This window comes from Desulfoluna spongiiphila, from assembly GCF_900101345.1.
Taxonomy (GTDB): domain Bacteria; phylum Desulfobacterota; class Desulfobacteria; order Desulfobacterales; family Desulfolunaceae; genus Desulfoluna; species Desulfoluna spongiiphila.
Map to the genome: position 1 here is coordinate 125,847 of NZ_FMUX01000008.1, position 23,482 is coordinate 149,328.

The following is a 23,482-nucleotide window of genomic DNA, read 5'->3' on the forward strand; positions in this document are numbered from 1 at the left end:
CCCCATGAAAACCGTTGATATTCTCGTGATCGGGGGTGGGCTCTCCGGTGCGGCCACGGCCCTGGGCCTCATGCGCCGGGCCGCGGGCAGGGTCATCCTCCTGGACGAACAGCTTCCCAGCCAGCGACTCTCCCGCGGAAACTTCGGGCTCACCTGGTTCATGTGCAAAGGAACCGGCAACCCCGCCTATGCCCGGTGGTGCCGTATGGCTGCACAGCAATGGCCCGGGTTTGCCGCCCAGCTCAAAGAAGAATCCGGCTACGATGTGGAACTCGAATGGACGGGAGGCGCCGTCCACGCCTTTGGGGAAGCCGAGCTCCAGGGCTATGCGGACTCCGTGGCCGGCCTCACCGCCACCTGCGCCGAGGCCGGGCTCGATTACCCGGTGCGTATCCTGAACCGCTCCGAGTTCGCAGACATTGTGCCCGGCATGACCCTTGGGGACGAGGTCTCAGGGGCCATGTACACCGAAGAGCAAGGCCACGTGAACCCGTTGAAGCTTCTGGCGGCCATGCGGTGCGCCTTCCAGAGAAAGGGCGGAGAGTACCGGGGTGACGAGAGCGCCCGGCAGGTGGTCCCCCAAAAAAACGGAACGGTAAAGGTGACGACCACCCGGGGTGAATACCTGTGCGAGAAGGTGGTCATCGCCTCCGGCCACGGGTCGACCCGCCTGGTGGCGCCTTTGGGGGAAAAGCTGTCCATCTACCCCCAGCGCGGCCAGCTCATGGTCACGGAGCGGCACAAGCGCCTGCTTCGGGTGCCCCTTCTCAGCGTTCGCCAGACCGCCGACGGCACCTTCATGATCGGCCTCTCGTCGGAAGACACGGCCCTGGACACCCGGGTCACCCCCGAGGCCATGCAATCCCAGGCGCAAAACGCCATCCGCCTCTTTCCCATGCTGGGCAAGCTCAACTGGGTCCGCTCATGGGGAGCGATCCGGGTCATGACCCCGGACGGGGCCCCCATCTACAGCCGGATCCCGGGCCACGAGAACATCACGGTCCTGGCCCTGCACAGCGCCGTCTCCCTGGCCCCCCTGCAGGCAAGCGACATAGCCGCATGGATTCTGGACGAGGGCGAACACGATATCATCTCTCACTTCAGCAACGGACGCTTTCATGTTTAAACACGACAAAAAAAAGAGACCCGACACGGTCTCGGTGATCCTGGACGACCGAGCCGTGGACCTTCCCGCCCGGGTGAGCGTGGCCGCAGGCCTTTTGGACATCGGTGAGATCATCTCCCGAACCTCACCGTCGTCCGGAAAGCCCTGTGCCCCCCACTGCCTCATGGGGGTCTGCTTTGAGTGCCTCATGGAGATAGACGGGGTGAAACGCCAGGCCTGCATGACCGAGGCCCGGGAGGGCATGGTGATCCGTCGCCACCTTGACCCGGAAGACAAAGGAGACTGCCCATGAACCATCATTGCGATGTCGTCGTCATCGGTGCCGGACCGGCCGGGCTTGCCGCAAGCGCAACCCTTGCCGAGATGGGCCTTGATGTCCTGACCCTGGATGAGCAGCATCGGGTGGGCGGGCAGATCTACCGCCATGTGGAGGTGGCTCCCAAGGCGGCCCACACCCTTTTCGGCCCCGATTACAGCCGGGGCCTTGACCTGGTCAACGAATTTCGAAAAAGCGGTGCCCGGCATGAACCGGGGGCCAGCGTGTGGCAGGTGGAGCCCGATGGCACCGTCTGTTATTCCCAGGCCGGAGCCTCCCGGCGGATCCGGGCCAACTACATCGTGGCCGCCACCGGGGCCATGGAGCGTCCCATGCCCATTCCCGGATGGACCCTTCCCGGTGTCATGGGAGCGGGAGCCGCCAACAACCTGGCCAAGGAGGCCGGCCTCACCCCTTCGGGACGGGTGGTCCTTGCGGGAAGCGGCCCTCTGCTGCTCCTGGAAGCTTCCCTGCTGATCAAAAAAGGGGTGAACATTGCCGCCATCCTCGAAACCACCCCTACGATTCCCTCTGTCTGGGCCCTGCCCAGGGCTCCCCAGGCCCTGCTCCGGTCTGATTTTCTCCTGAAAGGGGCCCTCATGATGCGGGAGATCAAGCGCTCCGGCGTCTCCCACTACAAAGGGGTGACCGGTATCCGCGCCCTGGGGGAGGAGGCCGTGGAGTCGGTGGAAGCCGTCTGCGGGGACAAGACCCTGCACTTGAAGGCCGACATGCTCCTGCTTCACTTCGGGGTCATCCCCAACACCCACATCTTCCGGCAGATGGGATGCCGCATGGCGTGGAACCCGCGTCAACGATGCTGGACTCCGGCCTGTGACCCCTGGGGGCGGACCAATTTCGAGCGCGTCTTTGCCGCAGGCGACGGAGCCGGGGTGTCCGGGGCCCTGGCAGCCCGGTACAAAGGGGAACTCGCCGCCCTGGAGATCGCCCGCTGCCTGGGCATCCTCTCCGAAGAGGAGCGCAACACCCGTGCCCTTCCTCTCCGCAAGGCGAAAATGCACGATGCCTGGCCCCGTCCCTTCATCGATGCCCTGTATGCACCGCAGCCCGGGCAGTTCCTCTTTACGGACGACACCGTGCTGTGCCGATGCGAAAATGTCACCGTGGGCGAGGTACGCAAGGTGGTGGGGGAGGGCGTCCGGGACGTCAACGAGGTTAAAATCATCACACGCTGCGGCATGGGCCCCTGCCAGGGACGTATGTGCGGACCGGCCCTGGCCGAGGTGGTGGGCTCGGCCCTTAAGATCTCCCCGCATCGCACCGGGCAGCTCTCGGTGCGGCCACCGCTGAAACCTATCCCCTTAGAGGAGATCGCCGCCATGGACCTCAGCGCAGGCACCGACGGCGGCAACTGGTTGCTGGACAAGAAATAAAAAGGAGTGTGGAATGGAAAAACTGTTCAAATACACGCTGACTGCGCTGATCACCGTTGTCGCTGCCCTGGAATTCTACCAGGTGGTCATGCGCTATGTCCTTGAGCTTCCGGTGATGGGGCTGGACGAGATCCTCGTGTATCCCACCTTGTGGCTCTACTTTTTGGGCAGCGTCAACGCAAGCCGGGAAGACACCCAGATCAAGGCCAATGTCCTGGATATTTTTCTGGGCACCCCCCGATCACGGCTGATGGTGCGGATCATCGCCGATATCATGTCCGTTGTGGTCTCCATCTGGCTGACCTACTGGGCCTGGGACTACTTCCGCTACGCCCTGAGGGTCTGGAAGGAGAGCCCCACCCTGTACATCCCCACCTTCTACGCCGAATGCGCCTTCTTCCTCGGCATGGCGCTCATGACCCTCTACACCGCCTGGCACCTCGTGAAAAACACCCGGGAATTCATTGCCCTTTCCCATACCGCAAGGAGGCTCGCATGGAAATCGTAACCGTCTCTCTCATCGCTTTGGGGCTCCTTGTCCTCATGCTGAGCTTCGGGGTGCCCCTGCCGTTTTGCTTCGGCGGTGCCCTCATGACCATGGTGGGCCTGGGCGGCGCCAGCATGAAAGGCACCATGGTCTGGGGATTCAGCCAGCTGGCCAACCCCGTGCTCCTGTGTATCCCGTTGTTCGTCTTTGCAGGGACCCTCATGAGTGAAAGCGGCATCGCCGCAAGCCTTCTGCGCTTCGTCAATGTCTTTGTGGGCCGCATCCGTGGCGGCTTGGGGGTGGTGGCCACGGTGAGCTGCGCCATCATCGGGGCCATCTCCGGCAGCGGGCTCACCGGTGTGGCCGCCACAGGCCCCATCCTCATCCCGGAGATGGACGCCAAGGGGTACCCGAGGGGGTATGCCACGGCCCTGGTGGCCAACTCGTCCATCCTGGGGCTGTTGATCCCGCCCAGCGTCACCATGATCATCTACGGCTGGGTCACCGACACCTCCATCCTCGCCTGTTTTCTCGCCACCATGGGGCCGGGCCTTCTCATCACCTTTCTCTTTTCCGTGGTGAACATGGTCCTTGCCCGAAAATTTCCCCTGGTGCTGGATCCGCCCAAGCCTGTGGAGGAGGCCGTTCGGGAAGGGGTAAGCCTGACCTCCAAGGCCATTCCGGCCCTCATCATGCCCCTGATCATTTTGGGCGGCATTTACGGGGGCATCATGACCCCCACCGAAGCGGCGGCCGTTGCCGTAATCTACGCACTGCCCGTGGGGTTCCTCGTCTACCGGGGCCTCTCCTTCGACACCTTCTTCAAGGCCGCCAAAAACTCGGCCACCTCCGTTGGCGCCATCATGGTGATGATCGTCTTCAGCCTGATGCTCAGCCAGATCTTTGTCATGGAAGATGTACCCCAGGCCCTGGTGGAGGGCATCTTCACCGTGACCCAGAACAAGGTCCTGCTGCTTATCCTCATCAACTTTCTTCTGTTCTTCGTGGGGATGATCGTCAACGACATCACCGCCATTATCCTGCTGGCCCCGCTGCTGCTGCCCCTTATGGGAGCCATCGGCGTCAGCCCGGTTCAATTTGCAGCCATCATGGGCGTCAACACCGCCATGGGCGGAGTGACCCCTCCCTATGCCAGCATCCTCTACCTCGGGATGCGCATCGGAAAAGTGGAATTTTCAGAGGTGATCAAGCCGGCGATGATCCTCATCATCTTCGGGTATGTCCCCGTGGTTTTTCTGACCTCGTTATGGCCGAAACTTTCCCTGTTCATCCCGGGACTGTTCGGATATTAATCAAGGGTTTAGACCGGATATTTCACGGAAAGCACCAAAAATCGTTTCGTATTGATTTTTATCCATGGGTTTTTCATAAAATATCCGGGATAGGCAAGCAACAACGTAGGAGGAGTGACGCAATGACCAAGACGTTTAGGTACAGCCTCATGGCACTGGCAGGGTGTTTCGTGTTGATGATCGGCGGAGCCGAGGCACGCACCTGGAAGATTTCCCATGTTCGTCCCCAGGGCACGGCCATTGACAACGACCTGAGATGGTTCACCGACACCATCAAGGAGACCACCGCCAAAAAGATCCGCACCAAGGTCTATCCGGCCAGCGCCCTGGGTGACTACACCGTGGTCCAGGAGAGGGTCAGCCTGGGCGCCGTGGACATGGCCTGCCAGCCCCCCTCATCCGCAGCCGACAAGCGTTTTCAGCTGCCTTATTTCCCGTACATGGTGAAAAACTGGGAACAGGCCCGGAAAAACTACTCCCCGGGCGCCCCCTTGCGGGGGACCGTTGAGATGCTCTACGCAGAGCAGGGCATCAAACTGATAGCTGCGTGGCCCGTCTACTTCGGCGGCATCGCCCTCAACACCGCCCCCGTGGCCCAGGGCGACCCGGATGCGGCCAAGGGCATCAAGCTCCGCGTGCCCCCCATGAAGACCTTTCAGCTCATGGCCGACACCACGGGCTACCTGGGCACCCCCATTCCCTTCTCCGACGCCTTCACCGCCGTCCAGACCGGCGTGGTGGACGGGGTCATCGGCTCCGGTGCCGAAGGCTACTACGCCTCCTTCCGGGACGTGACCAAGTATTACATCCCGGCCAACACCCACTTTGAGGTGTGGTATTTCATCATGAACCAGGAACTCTACGACACCCTGTCGCCTGAACTGCAGGCGCAACTGAAGCAGGTGGCCGCCGAGTTCGAGCAGCGCAGGTGGGACGCCGCCGAAGCAGACCAGAAGGCCAATGAAAAACGCCTGGCGGACAGCGGCGCCCAGATCGTTGCCATCAGCGATGCCGAGATCGCCGCCATCGCCAAAAAAATCCAGACCAAGGTCTGGCCCGTGGTCTTGAAAGACGTGGGCAAAGCCTGGGGCCAGAGCGTCCTGGATGCCATCATCAAATAACCAAGACTCTCCGATCCCCACCGGGATCCATGTCACATAAAAAAAGCCCCGGGCAGATGCCCGGGGCTTTTTAGGTTCGCGAATGCTCGCGGCCTTCGTTTGTCGCACCGTAGCCCGATGACGTTGGTTGAGAGGTGACACACAGGCACAGGCGTTGGCGGATCCTCAGGCCGATCACATTCGCTGGCGGGCTTCGCCCGTATCAACGACAAGCGGTGTTCCCTCGTTCCCAGGCTCCGCCTGGAAACAAACCACCGTCATACCTTATGCAATCAGCTTTCGAGGTGGCTCACCTCGCCGCCGGAGGCTTGTTTTTTGAGAAAGGGCAGGGCGCCTAAGGCAAAGAGGGTCATGGCCCCCACGGCGGCAAATCCGTAGCCGAAGTGGCCCCTGTCTCCGCACCAGCCAAGGAGGGTGGGGATGACACCCAGGGCGACAAAAACGGCCACGGGCATGGTAAGGGAAAGCACCAGGGACTGCTCTTTGACGCCGAAGACTTCGGTGACGGACTTGAAGACAGCCGGAAACATAAGGGCCGGCATGGAGGCCTGCACCATGATGGCGACGCTCAAACCCGTTCCGTCCAGGAACCCCATGCCTGTGAGGGAAGCGGCGCTGCCGGTGATGGTGCCGATGAGGATCCACGGGATCCGTACCCGATCGGCCAGCCAGCCCCCGGCAAGGGCCATAAAGGGCGTGATAAGCCGAGAGGAGGAGAGCAGGTGGTTGGCCGCAGACGGGGTCATGCCTTTTTCGCTCACGAGAAACAAGGGGGTAAGGCTGTACGGACCGGACTCCAAGCCCACGCCCAGGCCGATCAGGACCATGATGGCCCAGAAGGCGGGCCGTTTTATCATCAGGGGCAGCGTTTCGGTGTCGGGGGCGGTGCCGTACTCATCACCGCCGCGCCCGAACTTCAGGAAGAGGGCGCTCCCCAGAAAGCAGGCCAGTCCCATGGCCATGAGGATGCCCCGCCAGTCCACCACGCCAAGGGCCGCCTCCACGGCCACCGGGGCTATGATAAAGGCGATGTTTGGGGCCAGCTCGTGGATGGCGATGGCCCGCCCCCAGAACCGTCCGTCGGCCACCGAGGCCAGGGTGGCCATGCCGCTGGGAAGATAGAGGCCGGAGCCGACGCCGAAGATGAAAAAAGCAAGGCGCGCCGTCATAAGCCCGGGGGCCTTGGCCAGGAGCAGCAGGGAGACACCCAGGGTCACGATGGCCATAACCAGCACGTTGCGATGGCGTATCCTGCTGGAGACGATCCCCGCCAGGGCCAGGGCCGAGCCGAATCCCAGGGAGAGAAAGAGCATGAGTCCTGCGGTTTCGGCATGGGAGGTGGCAAAAGCGCTTTCCATGGGCACCAGCAGGGGGGAGAGGATGCTCCGGGCAAAAAAGCTCAGGAAATACATGGCTGTGATGATGAAAATCCAGGGCAGGGTGCTCCTGAATCCGACAGCGGAGGTGTGACTTCGGGGCATGGGTAAATCCGTCCAACTCAAGAATATGGCAAGGGACCGAAACCACGGAAGGGTCCGGCGTAAAGTCTTGGCTTACAGGCTTTCCAAAGGGATGTAAAGCATGATGCTCCGCGTGCCCTCACAAGCAACTGCCCGACCGCAGTCAAAGGCGGCCGTTTTCCCGCGGGCCCGGAACATACCCGCTTGTTTTTTTTCCACCGCCTGCTAAAACAGACCGTAACTATTCAGCTCTTAAAAAGCTGCCTTCTATGGTTAAAGTGGCCAGGAAAAACCTGCCTCCGGCGGCCAGGGGATGATCCCCAGGACCCCAGGTTGCGAAAGCCCTCCCCCTTCGTTTCTCAGGGTGAGAGCTTCCGCGAAGGCTTCTGTGAAATTGAGCAAAACCTGTTTGTCAAACCCGCTTTTTATAGATCAGGCAAAAGCTTGGCCCCCGGCAGGGCCGCCGGAGGCGTCTTTAACCTGGCTGCCTCCGACGGCGAGGTGTGCCACCTCGAAAACAGGTTGCGAATGCGCTTTGCCCCTCGTTCCTCGGGGAAAATCACATCCGCCTTTCAAACAAACTTTAGTCTTGATCATCGTTTGGGCCATCGGCCTATTTACATCACCCCCCGAACACCCTTGACCCTGGAGCGCCGCACTCCCGTGCGGCACGGGTAACGACGGCCACAAAAGCCGCACCGGAGTGCGGCGCTCCGTTTCGGTCGATCTTTATGGTTAGACCCCGGCAGCACCGCCGGAGGCATAAGCTGAATAGTGGCAACATACCGTTAGTGGGGGCAGGCCCCCTGATTGCAGCAATAAATCACCATGAAAGACATAATTACAACTTGTTACAAAAAGTTATTGAGGTGTTAAATGAAAATTTTGACCTTGCTCGGCAGCGCACGGAAAAAGGGCAACACAGCCTGTATCTTGGGATGGGTGGAAGAGGAGTTAAAGGCCCTGGGCCACGAGGTGGAGCGTGTGGACCTCGGAAACAAAAAAATCAACGGGTGCCTGGGGTGCGCAAAGTGCAAAGAGAACACCAAAGCCATCGACTGCATCCAGAAGGACGACGCCGAAGGGGTCCTTGAAAAAATGATCGCCGCCGACGTCACCCTCTTCACCTCTCCGGCCTACTTCTGGGGATTCACCGCCCAGGTCAAGGCCCTCATGGATCGCAGCTGGAGCCTGGTAAGCGGATTCCACACCCCGAAGCATACCTCCCTTGTGGAAGGCAAAAGCCAGGCCCTGCTCGTCACCGGGGGTGGCCAGTACGACAACAACGTTGAGCCCCTCTTTACGGCTTTTGGGCGTCTGCGCTCCTTCTACAAGGCAGAGGATGCAGGGGACCTGTTCATCGGCGGCTGCACCATCGACGGCCAGAGGCCCGAAGATGCCAAAGAGCGCGCCCTGGCCTTTGCCCGCGCCATGGTGAAATAAAGAAGATGTAACTATTCAGCGTAGGCCTCCGGGGGCCCTGCCGGGAGCTAAACTTTTGATCCGCCTTCGCCCAAGGGCTACGGCGCGACAAGAAAGTTTCATAAACCGGTTTTAACAAATGAGTCCAGAGTTATCTTTGGATCAAAGGCGGATGTGATTTGCCGGCCTTAGTCATCGTTTCGGCCAGGACCATAAAAACCGCGAATTACCTTTGGTCGCCATACTACAGACGGAACATGTCATTCCGGGCATGGGTCCCCGGTCACTTGACGATACGAAAGGTGGCAAGTGCCGGACAACAAAACGGTTCAACCGGCCCCTTTTCCCGGGCAGCCGGGGAAGACGAGGAGGTGCGAAGGGCATCACACTCTGTACCGTCTTTCCCGCGAAGGCGGGAACCCATATTGGTTATGGGATACTGCCGGGATTCATGATGCGGGTGATGCGATAAACGGGAAGGTGGCCTTAACGATGATCAAGGCTGATTTGCCCCGAGGAACGAGGGGCGAAGCGCATCTGCAACCAGCTTTCAAGGTGTTTTAGCCTAAGTGGCTTCGCCACCCTTGCCGCCGGAGGCAGTCAAGTTAAAGATGCCTCCGGCGGCCCTGCCGGGGGCCAACCTTTTAAAAAGGTTGCCAAACAGGTCTTAAAAACAATTCAGTTTGATCTGAATCAGAGGCGAATGTGATTTTCCCTGAGGAACGAAGGGGAAAGCGCATTCGCTACCTGCTTTCGAGGTGGCTCACCTCGCCGCCGGAGGCAGGCTTTTCTACGCACTTTAACCATAGAAGGCTTTCTTCCATGTACTTTGACCATTGAAGGCAAGATCGAGCTGACTATTTATCATAAACACAGGAAAATATTTTGGCACTTAAAGCGACCATTTACAAAGCCGAACTTGAGGTCAGCGATCTCGACCGGCACCATTACGAGACCTATGCCCTCACCGTGGCAAAGCACCCGTCTGAAACCGCCGAACGGATGATGATCCGCCTCATGGCCTTTGCCCTGTTCGCCGACGAGGGGCTGGCCTTTACCCGGGGGCTCAGCACGGACAGCGAGCCCGAGCTCTGGAAAATGAGTCCCCAGGGGGATATCGATCTCTGGGTCGAGCTGGGCCAGCCCGATGAGAAGCGAATCCGCAAGGCCTGCGGAAGGGCGGGAGAGGTTGTGATTGTGGGCTACGGGGATCACAAGGCCGAGCCCTGGTGGCAGAAAAACCGGGAGGCCCTATGCCGTTGTGACAACCTCACCGTGCTCTACCTTCCGCTTCCGGAAGGGACGGACTTTGAGGCCATGGCCCGACGCACCATGACCATCCAGGCAACCATCGATGACGGGGACTTGTGGTTCACCGCCGGCGACACGACCCTTCAGGTCCCTCCCGCAGTCTGGAAACAGGCGTCTTGACGGTTTTCATCATTTTTATATTCATCCATTGACACATCCCGCAGTTTCATGTTTATCTCCTGCGTTTTTTGGAAATTGATCAGCGCTTGAAAGGAGTGAACGACACATGATCCTGCACCATCTTTACATACTGGGCATCACCGTGGAGGCCATCACCGGGGCCTTGAAAGCGGGCACAAAGAAAATGGACGTATTCGGGGTAATTATCATCGCCTGTGCCACGGCCATCGGCGGGGGCAACATCCGGGACGTCCTTTTGGGCAACCACCCCATCTCCTGGGTGGGGCACCCCGAATACATTGTCATCACCACCTGCGCGGCGCTAATCACCATCCTTTTGTCCCCCTTCATGAAGTATTTCCATCGGGTCTTTCTTGTGCTGGACGCCCTGGGCCTGGTGACCTTCACCATCATCGGGGTGCGCATGACCCTGGCCCTGGGCCACGGGTTCATCGTGGCCTCCATCATGGGAGTGATCACCGGGGTGTCCGGTGGCGTGATCCGGGATGTGCTGTGCCGGGACATTCCCCTGGTCTTTCAAAAAGAGGTGTACGCCGGTGTCTCCATCGTCTCGGCCTGGTTGTTCCTGATCCTTCATGCACAGGGGCTGCCTGAGATCTCGGTGATCCTCATCACCCTGGGGACGGGATTTTCCCTGCGGCTCCTGGCCATTTATTACAACCTTGAGGTCCCGAAATTCAACTACACCCAGATGGACTGAGCCCCGGCTTCCGGGCCAACACAACTCGGCCCTGTTCATTCGTCCAAGCTTCGATTATGATACCTGCATTCAAGAGCGGGTCTTGAACCGTAACGCGGCCCGGAGTGCCCTGCACGCCGGGCATCCCAGCCAGCGCAGGAGTTGCCTGTGCGGCATGGTTCAAGCCCACCGTCTCCCGTACGGGGCCGGGCCCCGAGGGGCTTTGCGGCATCGGCGGGTGTTCCTTCATGACTCAGGCTTGGTTGTATGATTCTCTGGATAAAAAGACTGATCAAGGTCGGCCTGGTGGCAGGTATTTCAGGCTTCCTGATCGCTTCACTTTATTGCTGGCATTTAACGGGACGGGTTGAAAAGCGGTTTTCCGGGCGGAGATGGCAGATTCCGTCGGTGATCTACTCGGACACCACCTTGCTCTACCCCGGGCGCAACATTCACTGGCCCTCCCTTCGCGAAAAACTCACCGGCATCGGATACCGCGAATCGGCGGGTTCCCCCACAAAAAAAGGGTATTACCGCCCCACGTCAGACGGCCTTGAGATCTATCTCAACGACCTCACCGTCCCGGGCAAAATCCGTTACGGTTTCCCGGCGGTCCTGACCTTTAAACGGGGCACCATCGCCTCCATGGCCCGCAGAGACTCCGGCCAGGAGATCCCCATCCTGGAGCTGGAGCCCGAGGTGCTCATGCGGTACTTCGGCAAAGAGCGCGAGATCCGGCAGGTGGTGCCCATCGACGAAATCCCCGAAAGCCTCCAGCATGCGGTGATGTCTGCTGAGGACTCGCGATTTTATACCCACCACGGCATCGACCCCCGGGGCATCTTGCGGGCCGTCTACACCAACCTGAAACACGGCGCCATCCGTCAGGGCGGCTCCACCCTGACCCAGCAGCTGGCCAAAAATTATTTTCTCACCCCCGAGCGCACCTTTACCCGAAAGCTGAACGAACTCTTCATCTCCCTTGCCATTGAGCTTAAATACGAGAAAGAGGAGATCCTCGGCATCTATTTAAACGAGATCTATTTCGGGCAGAAGGGATCGGCCTCGGTGAACGGGGCAGGGGAGGCGGCCAGGTTCTACTTCAACAAACGGGTACAGGACCTCACCCTGGCTGAATCGGCCACCATCGCGGGGCTCATCAAGGGCCCGAACCTCTACTCCCCGTACAAAAACATGGAGCGAAGCCGAAAGCGGCGCAACGTGGTGCTGGCTTCCATGCAGAAAAACGGCTGGATCACCGAAGAAGAGCGCCGGGCCGCATCCGAAGAGCCCCTCACCGTCGCCGGGTTCCAGGCTTACAGCCAGAAAGCCCCGTACTTCCTTGATTACGTGTCGTCCCAGCTCCGGGAACTCTACCCGTCAACCATCCTGACCAGCCTGGGTTTTTCCATCTACACCACCCTTGACACCCAGGTGCAGAAGGCCGCAGAGCGCGCCCTGGAGCGGGGCTTGTCCCGGCTGGAAAAAAACAACCCCAAGCTCCGGCGCAACGACCCTGAAAAGAGGCTCCAGGGAGCCATCGTGGTGCTCCAGCCCCGCACGGGAAACATCCTGGCCATGGTGGGCGGGCGGGACTACCGCGTCAGCCAGTTCAACCGGGCCACCCATGCCAAACGCCAGCCCGGCAGCTGCTTCAAGCCCGTGGTGGCCTCGGTGCTCCTGGATCAGTTTACCCCTTCGGACCTCCTCTCCAACGAGAAGACCGACTACGTGGTGGACGGCAAGACCTGGACCCCGAAAAACTTCAGCGAAGAGTCTGAAAAACAGCTCTCCGTGCGGGACATGCTGAGGATCTCCAGCAACCGGGCCGCCGTGGACATGCTGGTCCGGGGCGGGCTCAAGGAGGCCCTCAAAAAATTGGAGGCCTTTCATTTCTCCACGCCCGTGGCTCCCTGGCCCTCCATGGTCCTGGGCGCCTCGGAGGTGGTCCCCATGGACCTGGCACGGGCCTACGCCGTGTTCGCCTCAGACGGCATTCAGCCGTTCCCCCTTTCCCTCAAGGATGTGGTGGATGAAAACGACGAGCTGCTGGTGGGACGCCACATGCAGATCGACTCGGTCCTCTCCCCGGGGGAGGCCTTCCTCATCACCTCCATGCTGGAAGGGACCGTTAAAAACGGCACCGGGCGATCCCTGGCGCGTTACGGCATCGATTTTCCCGTGGCTGCCAAGACAGGCACCACCAACAACTACCGGGACGCCTGGTTCGTGGGCTACACCCCGGATCTCCTGGCCCTGGTCTGGGTGGGGTTCGACAACAACAACCCCATCTACGCCACCGGCGGCACCGCAGCCCTGCCCATCTGGGCGGAACTGGTCTCGGCCCTGCCCGGGTACATCTCGGGCAACGCCTTCAGCCCGCCCCCGGACGTGGTGACGGTCAAGGTGTGCCGGGAGAGCGGCAAACGTGCCGCGGGACTTAAGTGCCCGGACGTCTACGATGAATATTTCCTTGAATCCAACACCCCGGATGAGACCTGCCCCATCCACGGCAAAGCCTCCCTGTGGGATCGCATGGGCCGAGGGGTCAAAGGGCTCTTCAACTGATCAGGGCCGGGGCGCACGCCGCCCCAAAAAGCTGAACCAACGCACGAAAGAGACGTATCATGCCATTGAATACAAAGACTTTTTTTCTGTTTTTCTCCCTCATCATCCTGGGGGCCGGTTGCGCCACGGGGCGGGGACCTGCCCCGGACGGAAGCCTGCCCGCACCGGAGCTTGTTGCCCCCCCGGACAAAGCGCGCGGGTACACCGACTCCAGGACCATGGCCTCCCACAGCCTCACGGCACGGGGGTACGAGCTGCTGGAGAAGGGTGACGCGGACGGGGCCTTGAGGCTTCTGGAAAAGGCCGTGGGTATCAACCCGTCGGACGGACCCGGCTACTACTATCTGGCCGAAGCCTGGATCGCAAAAAACAACTATGCCCAGGCAGCGCGGTTCAACAAGTTGGCAGAAATCTATCTGAGACGGGATCGCACCTGGACATCACGGGCCAGGGATCAGAAGAGGCGCATCGAAGAAAACAAATAGGAGGGTGAGCACCATGAAGCTGAAGCCATTGGGACACACGGGATGCCTTGTCTCGCCCATGGGGCTGGGGCTGGCGGCCCTGGGACGGCCCGGGTACATCAACCTGGGCCACGGCACGGACCTTGCCGGGCGCGCCGACGTGGCAGGCATGGAAGCCAACGCCCACGCCGTATTGGATGCGGCCTGGGAAAAGGGAATCCGCTATGTGGACGCGGCGCGTTCCTATGGAAAGGCGGAAGCCTTTTTAGCATCCTGGCTGGATGCAAGACACATCCCGGAGAAAGAGGTGGCGGTGGGGTCCAAATGGGGATACCGCTACACGGCGGACTGGCAGGTCACGGCCACCCACCACGAAATCAAGGAGCACACCCTGGACCATTTTTCTTCCCAGTGGGAGGAGAGCAGGGCCCTTCTTGGAAAGCACCTCGACCTCTACCAGATCCACTCCGCCACCCTTGAAAGCGGGGTCCTTACCGATACCCGGCTCCTTGCCCTCCTCTTCGAGGCAAAACAGGCCCACGGGGTCCTCATGGGGCTCTCCCTAAGCGGCCCTCTCCAGGCCCGGACCCTTGCCGAAGCCCGGAAGATCCGGTTCGACGGCTTGCCCCTCTTCGATGCAGTGCAGGCCACCTGCAACCTTTTGGAGCCTTCCGCCCAGACCGCCCTTGCCGAGGCATCGGATGCGGGCATGGGGATCATCATCAAAGAAGCCCTTGCCAACGGCAGGCTCACCGATCGAAACACCCACCCCGGGTTTTCCCGCCAAACCACCATGCTGGCCACCCAGGCCGAGCGCCTCTCATGCAGCATAGACGCCCTTGCCATGGCCTGGCTCCTCTCCAAGCCCTGGGCGGATGTGGTCTTAAGCGGAGCCACCACCACGGAGCATCTCCTCTCCAACCTCAAGGCCCTTGACGTGGCGTGGGACGCAGAAGCCGAAGAGGCCCTGGCTCCCCTTGCCGAGTCACCGGAAGCGTATTGGGCCTTCAGGAAAGGCCTTGCCTGGAACTGACAGCTCAAGCCTCCGGCGGCCCTGCCGGGGGATTTATGGTTAAGCGGGAACCACAAAACATCTCAATATCGGTAGGTTGAACGGTTTTCGGTGCGCACGCGCACCCGACGAATCACCGACCGGCCTCGCAAGTCGAAATTCCCCAAAAAAAATGCCGCAACACAGTGACCCGAGGAACGAGGGTCACTGTGTTGCGGCAAGCAGCTTTCAAGGTGGCTCACCTTGCCGCCGGAGGCGCTTTTCTTCTTTTTTTACGCCTGCCCTACACCGGTTGCAGTGTGTCGGCCTCTTTTTTCTCCCGGTGCCGTTTGATGGCCTGATAGGCCGGGGGAATGAGCAGCAGGAAAATGATGAACCAGAGGGCCATGGCCTGGGGTCGGTTGAAGAAGATGCGGTAGTCCCCGTGGCCCATGATAAGGGCCTGGGCAAAGCCGCTCTCGGCGATGGGCCCGAGGATCAGCCCCAGGATAAGTGCCCCCAGGGAAAATCCGGTCTTATGCAGGATCACGGCCACGATGCCGCAGGCCAGGGCCACGTAGATATCAAAGACGCTGTTGTTCATGGCGTAGGAGCCGAGGACCGAGAAGAGGCAGACCACCGGGATGAGAAGTCCCGTGGGGGTCAGGGAGATCCTGGCAAAATGGGGCGCCATGAGCAAGCCCATGATCAGGAAGACCACGTTGGCCAGAAAAAGGGAGAGGATAAAGGCGTAGGTCATGACCCCGTACTTGGTGAACAGCTCCGGTCCGGGGATGAGCCCGTGGACCAGCAGCCCCCCAGGAGTGCAGCGGCAACGCTGTTGCCGGGGATCCCCAGGGTCAGGGTCGGGATCAGGGAACCACCCACACAGCCGTTGTTGCCGGCTTCGGCAGCGGCGATTCCTTCTGGGTTGCCCTTGCCGAAGAGCTCCTTGTTCTTGGAGCGCTGTCGGGCCACGTTGTACGAGAGAAAGGCCGCGATGGTGGCCCCTTCGCCGGGGAGGATCCCCACGATGGTTCCCACCAGGGAGCCGGTGCCGATGTATTTCCCCAGGCCTTTGGGCATGGGCTCTCGCTTGATCTTGGTGATCACGCTGGTATCGGCCACGATGCTCCCGGACCCGGTGAGTTCCAGCATCTGGGAGATGGAGAAGAGGCCGATGAGAGCGGGCATGAAGGCGATGCCGTCAAAGAGATCCGGGTTGTTCATGGTGTAGCGCAGCATGCCCGACATGGGGTCGGTGCCCACCACAGCCAGGATCAGCCCGATGAGACCGGAAATAAGTGCCTTTACCAGGCTGCTCTGGTCGTCGGCCATGGAGACGATGCCCGCAAGGCCCACCAGGGCCAGCAGGAAATACTCCGGGGGCCCGAAGCTCAAGGCGAACTTGGCCAAAATGGGCGCCACCAGAAGCAGAACAAAGGCGGAAAAGGTGCCTCCCACGAAACTTGAGATCACCGAGACCTTCAGGGCAAGGCCCCCCTTGCCCTTCTGGGTCATGGGGTAACCTTCCATGGCGGTGGCCACGGCAGCAGGGGTTCCCGGGGTCCTCAGAAGAATGGCGGGAATGGAGCCGCCATACATGGCACCGCAATAGACCCCGCCCATGAGCAGCAGCCCCGTCAGGGGCTCCAGGGCAAAGGTAACGGGGATGAGAAGGGCCACGGCCATGGTGGCGGTGAGCCCGGGCATGCCCCCGACCAGCACCCCGGAGACGGTGCCGATAAAGACCGCCAGGAGGGAATAGGGGTTTGCAAGGGCAGATAACGATTCAACGATCATAAGTGATGTCCTTTGTAGGGCCTCCGTGTGATCCGGTCTGTGGTGTGTGGTTCAACCGGATCACACGTGGTGTGGAGGCCCGTCGTGCTTAAAACCAGAGTCTCTCCGGCAGGGGAACGGCCAGCAGTTTTTCGAACACCAGAAAGACAAACAGCAGGACCCCTGCAGTGGTCAAACCGATGGTCAGCGGCTTTTTCGCCCCCTGGGTCACCATGGCCACGGGTAGAAAGATAAGGGATGCCAGATAAAATCCCAGGGGATCCAGGAGCAGGGTGTAGATCACCAGCTCCGCAAGAAGGCCCCAGAATCGCAGCGGAGCGGCGGTGATGTTCAGCTTCTCGCTGATCTCCTGCTCCCGTGACTTCAGCCACATCCCTGCCTCAACGGCACACAACAACCCAAGGGAGACGGCAAGAAATCGAACATACATGGCCGTTGATCCCTGGACGGACTCGGGGTATGCGGCGGTGCTGCGGTAGAGCAGCAGGGCCAGGAGCATGAAGCCCCCGAGAATGAGTAACTCAGCAACACGTTTTGTCATGTGTTATCACCATGGGTTCTGATCGTAGAAAGTCTGGGTTTCGGCCTGCAGGTCGGTGAGATAGGCAAGGTAATCCACACCGTTCATGGGCAGCAGGAAGAAGACATCTTTGGTGCACTCGGCGATGAACTCTTCATCCTTCTGCACCTTGGCCAGGAGATCGTCGAGGCTGGCCAGGATCTTTTTGTCCACGCCCGCAGGGGCAACGAACCCGCGGGTGGCGGTCATGGTCACGGGAAAACCCTGCTCTCCGGCGGTCTTTACCTCGGGAAGAATATCGGAGCGGTTCTCATCAAGGATGGCGATGATGCGTGCGGTGCCTGCCTTGTGCTGGGCCTGGAGCTGGGAGAGGTTCATGACGCTGGCGTCCACGTGGCCGCCCAGGATCATGGCTTTCTGCTCGGTGGAGCCCTTGGTGGGCAGGAGGTTGAAGCTCACGCCGGTCTGCTGTTCCAGCTTCTTGGCGGCCACGAAGTCGTCGGAGCCGATGCCGTTGACGGCGGTGGTAAGGGAGCCGGCTTTGGCGGCCTTGATGAAACCGGCCATGTCGGTGATGTCGCTATTTTTGGGAACGGCAACGATGAGGGGATCCTGCATGACGTTGCCCATGACGTGAAAGCTGTCCAGGGTGTAGCGGGCGCGTTTGGCCACCACATGGGCCACCACCTGGGTGGTGAAGATCATGCCGATGGTGTAACCGTCTTTGCGTCCCTTGGCAATCTCTTCAAACCCTTTCTGACCGCCGGAACCGGGAACGTTTTTAATGACGAACTTGGCATCGGGCCAGTATTTTTTGGCCGCCTTGATAAAGAGACGGGCACCGGTGTCCGTGGAGCCTCCGGCTTTAGACGGCACGATAATCTTGATGGGCTTGGAAGGGTATTTCCCTGCAAAGGCGGTGGAAAGAGACAGGGGCAGAGCAAGGCTCAACGCCAGAACGAGGGTCATCACTTTACGCATCAGGTTCTCCTTGGGTTATGTTTCTCAATGGTTGGGTCGTCCCCGGATAGGCGGAATAAATCAGGTCGGACAATGCCCTCAGGCACGTCAGGTGACGCGCCCGGCATCTGCCGAACCATGCCGGGGCATGCACCTGCACTGCCCCGGCGTTTCTTCTTGGCGATAATAATAGCAATTGCCGTGCCAGAAGCACTGCTACCGGGGCTGTCACTGAAATGACACGCGATCTTTTCACGGGATGATGACAAAGGGAGAGGGGAGTGAGTCAAGAATGACCCATACATTCCGGAATTGACCCACGGCCCGATACGAACCGGGCCGCAGATGGCGCCCCTTGGGGGCGCCTTATTTGTGGATATGAAATTTTTGCATTCGCAGGTAGAGGCGTTTTCGCGGGATGTCCAGCTCACGGGCGGTGAGGGTCATGCTGCCCCCATTTTTCGCAAGGGCTTCTTCGATGAGCTTCTTCTCATAGAGGCGAACCCGGGCGTCAAGGCCGACCCCCGACGGTGCCTCCGGTTCCGGCATGCCCGGGCAGCACGGGGCCTCCGCCAGGTCCAGGGGCAGCCCCAGGACCAGCTGCTGGGCGACATTGCGAAGCTCCCTGACGTTGCCGGGCCAGTCGTAGGCCTCAAGGCGCCGGGCCATGTCCGGGTCAAAGGCGGGAGGGGCCGCATGGAACCGGTCCGCCATCTTCATGAGGAACCACTGAAGGAGCAGCCGCACATCGCCGGTGCGCTCCCGCAAGGGGGGGATGGGAACACGCGCGACGTTCAGGCGATAGAAGAGGTCTTCGCGAAAGGCCCCTTCGGTCACCGCGTCGCGCAGGTTGACCTTGGTGGCGGCGATAACGCGAAAATCCACGGAGATCAGGCGGTCCCCGCCTACACGCTCGATGGTCCGTTCCTGAAGGGCGCGCAGAACCTTCACCTGTACGGACAGGGGCATGGACTCGATCTCGTCCAGAAAAAGGGTGCCGCCCTGGGCCTGTTCGATTTTCCCGATACGCCGCGTGGAGGCGCTTGTAAAGGCCCCGCGTTCATGGCCGAAGAGTTCGCTCTCCACCAGGTTGGGGGGAATGGCCCCGCAGTTCAAGGGGACGAATTTTCCGGCTTTGCGGCTGCCCAGGTCGTGGAGGCAGTGGGCGGCAAGCTCTTTTCCCACCCCGGTCTCCCCGATGAGGAGTACGTCCACGTCGATGAGGGAAAGGGTGCCGATGGTTCGCCGGAGTTCCGTAGCTGCCGGGGACTCGCCGATGATCCGTGACCCGATGTCCGCCTCCGAGCCGAGGCGCGCCCTGAGGGATTGGTTCTCCAGGCTGAGGCGCCGGGACTCAAGGGCCCGTTTCGCCACATCGATGAGATACTCCGGCGGCACGGGTTTTTCGATGAAATCGTAGGCCCCGGCCTGCATGGCGGCAAGGGCCATGGGCACGTCCCCGTGGCCGGTCTGGATCACCACGGGAAGATCCGGGGCGATTTTCAGCACGGCGGCCAGGAGCTCCAGCCCGTCCATGCCCGGCATCTTGACGTCGGTGATGACCACCCCCAGCCAGTCCGGGGAGATGTGGGAAAGGACCTCGGCCGCCGACGCAAAGGTTCGAACGGCGTAGCCTTCCAGTTCAAAGGTCTGGCTGCTGGCGATGCGGATCTCCTCCTCATCGTCCACCAGGAATATTTCGCCCAGGGGAAGTCTCATGATGCGTCTCTTTCTTCTGTTGATGCCGTAACAGGGCCGGAGTCGGCCCTGGGCAGGGTGAGGGAAAACCGGGTCCCGCCCCCGTCGGGCATGTGGGCCCCGAGGGACCCTTTGAAATCTTTTACGATGTTATACGAAATGGAAAGCCCCAGCCCCAGCCCCTTGCCCACCTCTTTGGTGGTGTAAAACGGGTCAAAGATGGAGCCCAGGGCGTCGTCGGGAATCCCCGGCCCGCTGTCCGTGACGCTGATCACCACGTTCCGCTCTTCTTCGCGGATCTCAAGGGCCAGATGCCGCTGCCCCACGGGCATCTCCATGACGGCGTCCACGGCGTTGCTGATGAGGTTGATGAGCACCTGCTCCAGCCGGATCTCCTCGGCGCACACCCGCACGTCATGCTTTGGGTCCCCGAACGCCACGCGGATGCTGCCGCCCTTGATTTTACCGGCAAAAAGGGAGAGGGCGTGGTCGATGACAGGGGCCACGGCAACGGGGACACGCGCGTCCGACGGCCAGCGGGCAAAGGTCTTCAGATGATTGATCATGGAGGCCATGCGCTCCACCAGGTCCCCTATGCGCGTTAAGTTCTCGGTATGGGTCTCAACACGCCCCCGCTCAAGGAGCAACCGGGCGTTGTGAAGGTAATAACGAATGGCGGACAGGGGTTGGTTGAGTTCATGGGAAATACCGGCGGTGAGCTGCCCCAGGGCCGCCAGTTTCCCGGCCTGCACCAGCTCATTTTGTGCCTTGCGACGGGCTTCGGCCGTCTCCTTGAAAACACGCAGGGCATCGGCCATCTGTCCGATTTCGTCATCCCCGGCCTCGGGGACCCCATATTCCAGCTTCCCTGCGGCGATGGCCCGCATGCTTCGGGCCAGGACCGCAAGGCGCTTGACAATGCTGCCCCGAACATAAAACCAGAGCACGCCCCCGGTGGTGACAAGGCTGAACAGAACCATGATAATCAACAGCTGCTGGGCCCGCTCCATGGTGGTTCGAATCCCGGCGGCAGCCCGAAAGGTATCCTGCCGGGTATCTGCCACAAGGGTATCGATGAGCTGCCTCAGGCTCAGGACCAGGGCTCGGTTATCGGCAAGGATTTCCCGACCGGCCGCTTCCTTGAGGTGGATACGTTTTTTGATGGCAAACAAGGCGTCCGGCCCTTCGGCCAGAACAAAAATTTCGCTGAAGAGCTGCCGCAGGGTCAGGATGCTGGAGTCCCCGGGCAGCCGCGCCAGGTTCACACGGATAAAATCCACGGCATCGGCCGAGAGGGCCGCCAGGTTGTCCACCTGGGCGTCGCCCTGGACGGTGGCGGCCTGGAGCATCAGGCCCACCAGCAGGATGCCGTTGGAACCGATCTTCTCCACCGTGTCTTTGGTGTGCCGGTTCTCCCTCAGCCTCAGGGCGGAAAACCGTGGCCCCTCCCGCAGGGAGGCCCCGATCATCCGCTCGATTTCGGAATCCAGGTTGTAGGCAAGGTCCTGGTTGAGGGGATCCAGCTCCCCCACAAGGTCGGCGTAGAGCCACCTGAGCCGCTCAGTCTGGCGCACCAGAAGCGCCTCTTCCTCCAGGCGCCCGGAGACGGCATCCTGAAGATCCGCCAGGTTGTCCGTAAGGCCGGTGAGCAGCCCTTCGATCTCGCTTCGGGTCGTGCGGGAGGTGATCCCCAACGCGTCGATGTGCCGATTCACCGCCGCCACAAGGGTATCAAGGTCGGCCTGGATGGCATTGCGGGTGGTCTCGTCCGGCGCGGAGAGCAGAAGGGGAGCCACGGCCATGATCTCGCCTCCGGTGCCTTCCAGCTCGGCCACCTGTACCAGCTCCGGGAGATGCGCCTCGGCAAAGACGTTAAGAATGACACTGGACCGGTTAAACACCAGAAGGGCCGTCACCGCCGCCATCACCGTGATGGCCGCAGACACCCCGAAGGCAATGAGGAGCCGGGACCAGATACCGTACCGAACAGGAAAAAGCATCACGCCCCTGAATTTCATTGCCGACTCCTGATGAGCTCGGACTCCGCCCGTGTCAGAAGCGCCCTGGCCCGGTCAAGGCGGCGGGAGAGAAAGGCATCCCAGCGTTCTGTCTCGTCTCGCTCCAGCCCTGTGGGGGCCGTGCCCCGTGCGGCAAAGGCAAAAAGATCGGTAAAGGAGTGATCACGGCTCTGGGCGCCGGTCACCGGAACCCCGCAGAGAAGGTCGGCCAGTTCCTCTTTAAGGGGCGTCATCCGCATCCCGGCGGTGCCCGACTGCTGCTCCAGGGCAAGATACCTTTTCCACAGGGAGCGCCGTTCGGTGAGCCGGTAGGTGATCATCCGGTCAAAAAGCTGGTTCACCAGGTGGTACCTGGATCGGGAGAGATCGGCATCATAGGGTTTTAACTGTTTTTTCCTGATGAGCTTCAGCAGATCCGGCGCATCACCGGTTGACCGGTCGTGGACCTCCCGGGACACGGGCAGGCGGCAGACGGTGGGCTCCCGGAGGATCTCCTGGCCCTCGGGCGAGAGGATAAAGTCGATAAAAAGGGCGGCCTCATCCGGGTTGGTGCCCCCGGCGAGCAGGCCAATACCTGCGGGTACCAGAAAAACGGGGGTGCCGTACCGAAAGCCAAGCTCCCTGCGGGACTGCCCCAGGAAATCAATGCCGAGTCCCACCCCGAAACGCCCGTTAATCAAGCCTTCAGGCACGCTGAAGCTGCGCGCTGATACGGTCCGTAAGTTTCCGGCCATCTTTAGGAGCATGGCCCAGCCCTGTTCCCATCCCAGCTCCTGAAGAAGGCTCTCCACGATGAGGTGGGTGGTTCCGGAACGCGACGGCGTGGACATGGCAAGGTGCCCGTAATAAACGGGATCGACGAGGTCTTCCCACCGCTCCGGCACCGGGATGCTCTCCCGTTTCAGGTATGCCGGGTTCCACATCCAGCCCACCCCGGAGAGGGCAAAGCCCATAAAATAGCCTTCTGGGTCGTCAATATGTACCCCGTCCACGGCCAGAGCAGGGTGGCGCCTGCCGCCGGGCAGCTGCAGCAGCCGGTGCTCTGCCTTTAACATGGCAAAGGCGTCGGTGGAGGAGGACCAGAAAAGGTCAAACCGGTGGGGGTTGCCCCGCTTGATGTCCACCAGGGCGGAGGTGGTTTTTTTGTTGCTGGTCATCACCTGGATATCTGGATATTTCCTGGAAAACGCGGTGACAAAGGGGGTGTAAAACTCCGGGGGAAAGGAGGTGATGATGTCCAGGTACCGCTGCGTGCCCTGGCCTTCGGAGGCCGAAGCCTTGCCAAAGACACAAAAAACCGCAACGCAGAGGATCGCCCATGACCGAAAAAGACGCCGGGTCTTGGATGAATGGATCCCTCCCCAACTGGATTCGGGCCATGAACAACCGGAATAAAACATCAATGCTCCCCTTCGGGCTTGACGACACATAAAAAACGCGTGCGCCCACGGCACGCGGCAAAGGCCCAACCAGCAACGATCCCGGATAAGGTACCGACACCTTTTCTTATTAAGAAGCCAGCCTTCACACCACCAACGACGATTCGTAACACGGCGATTCCGCGATGACAAGCTTATCCCGCCCGTCAATGCCGCAGGATGGCTCCGGGCTCGGGTGAAAGGCTAAATATTCATGCTCAGGCTTCCGATAGGTTGAATATACGCCCTGCACAGGGAACATACGAGCACGA

The 23,482-nt window shown here is 60.7% G+C and carries 18 protein-coding genes and 1 pseudogene; 12 read left to right on the forward strand and 7 right to left on the reverse strand.

What is annotated here, in order from left to right; translation table 11 throughout:
- Nucleotides 1-4: 4 nt before the first annotated feature.
- The 6 genes from BLQ12_RS12395 to dctP all read left to right on the forward strand — a co-directional run bounded on the left by BLQ12_RS12395 (nt 5) and on the right by dctP (nt 5,757).
- On the forward strand, nt 5-1,126 hold the full coding sequence (locus tag BLQ12_RS12395; protein WP_092210972.1) for an NAD(P)/FAD-dependent oxidoreductase: 1,122 nt from the start codon (nt 5-7) through the stop codon (nt 1,124-1,126).
- Nucleotides 1,119-1,418: a (2Fe-2S)-binding protein gene (locus BLQ12_RS12400; RefSeq protein WP_092210973.1), complete on the forward strand. Its 300-nt coding sequence runs from the start codon at nt 1,119-1,121 to the stop codon at nt 1,416-1,418. The genes BLQ12_RS12395 and BLQ12_RS12400 overlap by 8 nt, the downstream gene beginning before the upstream one ends.
- Nucleotides 1,415-2,836 (forward strand): NAD(P)/FAD-dependent oxidoreductase, encoded by a 1,422-nt coding sequence (locus tag BLQ12_RS28020; RefSeq protein ID WP_092210974.1) that lies wholly within the window; start codon nt 1,415-1,417, stop codon nt 2,834-2,836. The genes BLQ12_RS12400 and BLQ12_RS28020 overlap by 4 nt, the downstream gene beginning before the upstream one ends.
- Before the next feature lie 13 nt (nt 2,837-2,849).
- A complete protein-coding gene (locus BLQ12_RS12410) occupies nt 2,850-3,344 on the forward strand; it encodes a TRAP transporter small permease (protein WP_092210975.1) in 495 nt (164 codons plus the stop codon).
- Complete coding sequence (locus BLQ12_RS12415; RefSeq protein WP_217640299.1) at nt 3,332-4,636, forward strand: TRAP transporter large permease; 1,305 nt, start codon at nt 3,332-3,334, stop codon at nt 4,634-4,636. Before BLQ12_RS12410 ends, BLQ12_RS12415 begins: the two co-directional genes overlap by 13 nt.
- A gap of 122 nt (nt 4,637-4,758) precedes the next feature.
- Nucleotides 4,759-5,757 (forward strand): TRAP transporter substrate-binding protein DctP, encoded by a 999-nt coding sequence (dctP, locus tag BLQ12_RS12420; protein WP_092210976.1) that lies wholly within the window; start codon nt 4,759-4,761, stop codon nt 5,755-5,757.
- A gap of 272 nt (nt 5,758-6,029) precedes the next feature.
- Here the strand turns inward: dctP and BLQ12_RS12425 are convergent, their stop codons facing one another.
- Complete coding sequence (locus BLQ12_RS12425; RefSeq protein ID WP_092210977.1) at nt 6,030-7,238, reverse strand: MFS transporter; 1,209 nt, start codon at nt 7,236-7,238, stop codon at nt 6,030-6,032.
- Between the two features lie 855 nt (nt 7,239-8,093).
- Between BLQ12_RS12425 and BLQ12_RS12435 the strand changes: the two genes are divergently transcribed.
- The 6 genes from BLQ12_RS12435 to BLQ12_RS12465 all read left to right on the forward strand — a co-directional run bounded on the left by BLQ12_RS12435 (nt 8,094) and on the right by BLQ12_RS12465 (nt 14,835).
- Nucleotides 8,094-8,660, forward strand: a complete 567-nt coding sequence (locus tag BLQ12_RS12435; RefSeq protein ID WP_092210979.1) for a flavodoxin family protein — start codon at nt 8,094-8,096, stop codon at nt 8,658-8,660.
- 864 nt (nt 8,661-9,524) lie between these two features.
- Entirely contained in the window at nt 9,525-10,070 is a 546-nt protein-coding gene (locus BLQ12_RS12445; protein WP_092210981.1) for a YaeQ family protein, read from the forward strand.
- A gap of 106 nt (nt 10,071-10,176) precedes the next feature.
- Complete coding sequence (locus tag BLQ12_RS12450) at nt 10,177-10,791, forward strand: trimeric intracellular cation channel family protein (protein ID WP_092210982.1); 615 nt, start codon at nt 10,177-10,179, stop codon at nt 10,789-10,791.
- 246 nt (nt 10,792-11,037) lie between these two features.
- Nucleotides 11,038-13,338, forward strand: a complete 2,301-nt coding sequence (locus tag BLQ12_RS12455) for a PBP1A family penicillin-binding protein (RefSeq protein WP_092210983.1) — start codon at nt 11,038-11,040, stop codon at nt 13,336-13,338.
- A gap of 59 nt (nt 13,339-13,397) precedes the next feature.
- Complete coding sequence (locus BLQ12_RS12460) at nt 13,398-13,823, forward strand: tetratricopeptide repeat protein (protein WP_092210984.1); 426 nt, start codon at nt 13,398-13,400, stop codon at nt 13,821-13,823.
- A gap of 13 nt (nt 13,824-13,836) precedes the next feature.
- Nucleotides 13,837-14,835, forward strand: coding sequence for an aldo/keto reductase (locus BLQ12_RS12465; RefSeq protein WP_092210985.1), 999 nt, complete (start codon nt 13,837-13,839; stop codon nt 14,833-14,835).
- 262 nt (nt 14,836-15,097) lie between these two features.
- Here the strand turns inward: BLQ12_RS12465 and BLQ12_RS28030 are convergent.
- The 6 genes and pseudogenes from BLQ12_RS28030 to BLQ12_RS12495 form a co-directional block, all read right to left on the reverse strand.
- Nucleotides 15,098-16,596 (reverse strand): annotated as a pseudogene (locus BLQ12_RS28030) (tripartite tricarboxylate transporter permease).
- Between the two features lie 88 nt (nt 16,597-16,684).
- The gene (locus tag BLQ12_RS12475; protein WP_092210986.1) at nt 16,685-17,137 is read right to left on the reverse strand and encodes a tripartite tricarboxylate transporter TctB family protein; all 453 of its coding nucleotides are present in this window, start codon (nt 17,135-17,137) and stop codon (nt 16,685-16,687) included.
- Between the two features lie 6 nt (nt 17,138-17,143).
- Nucleotides 17,144-18,097 carry a tripartite tricarboxylate transporter substrate binding protein gene (locus BLQ12_RS12480; RefSeq protein ID WP_092210987.1) on the reverse strand — a complete coding sequence of 318 codons (954 nt, stop codon included), beginning with the start codon at nt 18,095-18,097 and terminating at the stop codon, nt 17,144-17,146.
- Between the two features lie 345 nt (nt 18,098-18,442).
- Entirely contained in the window at nt 18,443-19,795 is a 1,353-nt protein-coding gene (locus tag BLQ12_RS12485; RefSeq protein WP_092210988.1) for a sigma-54-dependent transcriptional regulator, read from the reverse strand.
- Nucleotides 19,792-21,792, reverse strand: coding sequence for an ATP-binding protein (locus BLQ12_RS12490; RefSeq protein ID WP_092210989.1), 2,001 nt, complete (start codon nt 21,790-21,792; stop codon nt 19,792-19,794). Before BLQ12_RS12490 ends, BLQ12_RS12485 begins: the two co-directional genes overlap by 4 nt.
- Nucleotides 21,789-23,192 (reverse strand): ABC transporter substrate-binding protein, encoded by a 1,404-nt coding sequence (locus BLQ12_RS12495; protein ID WP_175469719.1) that lies wholly within the window; start codon nt 23,190-23,192, stop codon nt 21,789-21,791. The genes BLQ12_RS12490 and BLQ12_RS12495 overlap by 4 nt, the downstream gene beginning before the upstream one ends.
- Between the last annotated feature and the right edge of the window lie 290 nt (nt 23,193-23,482).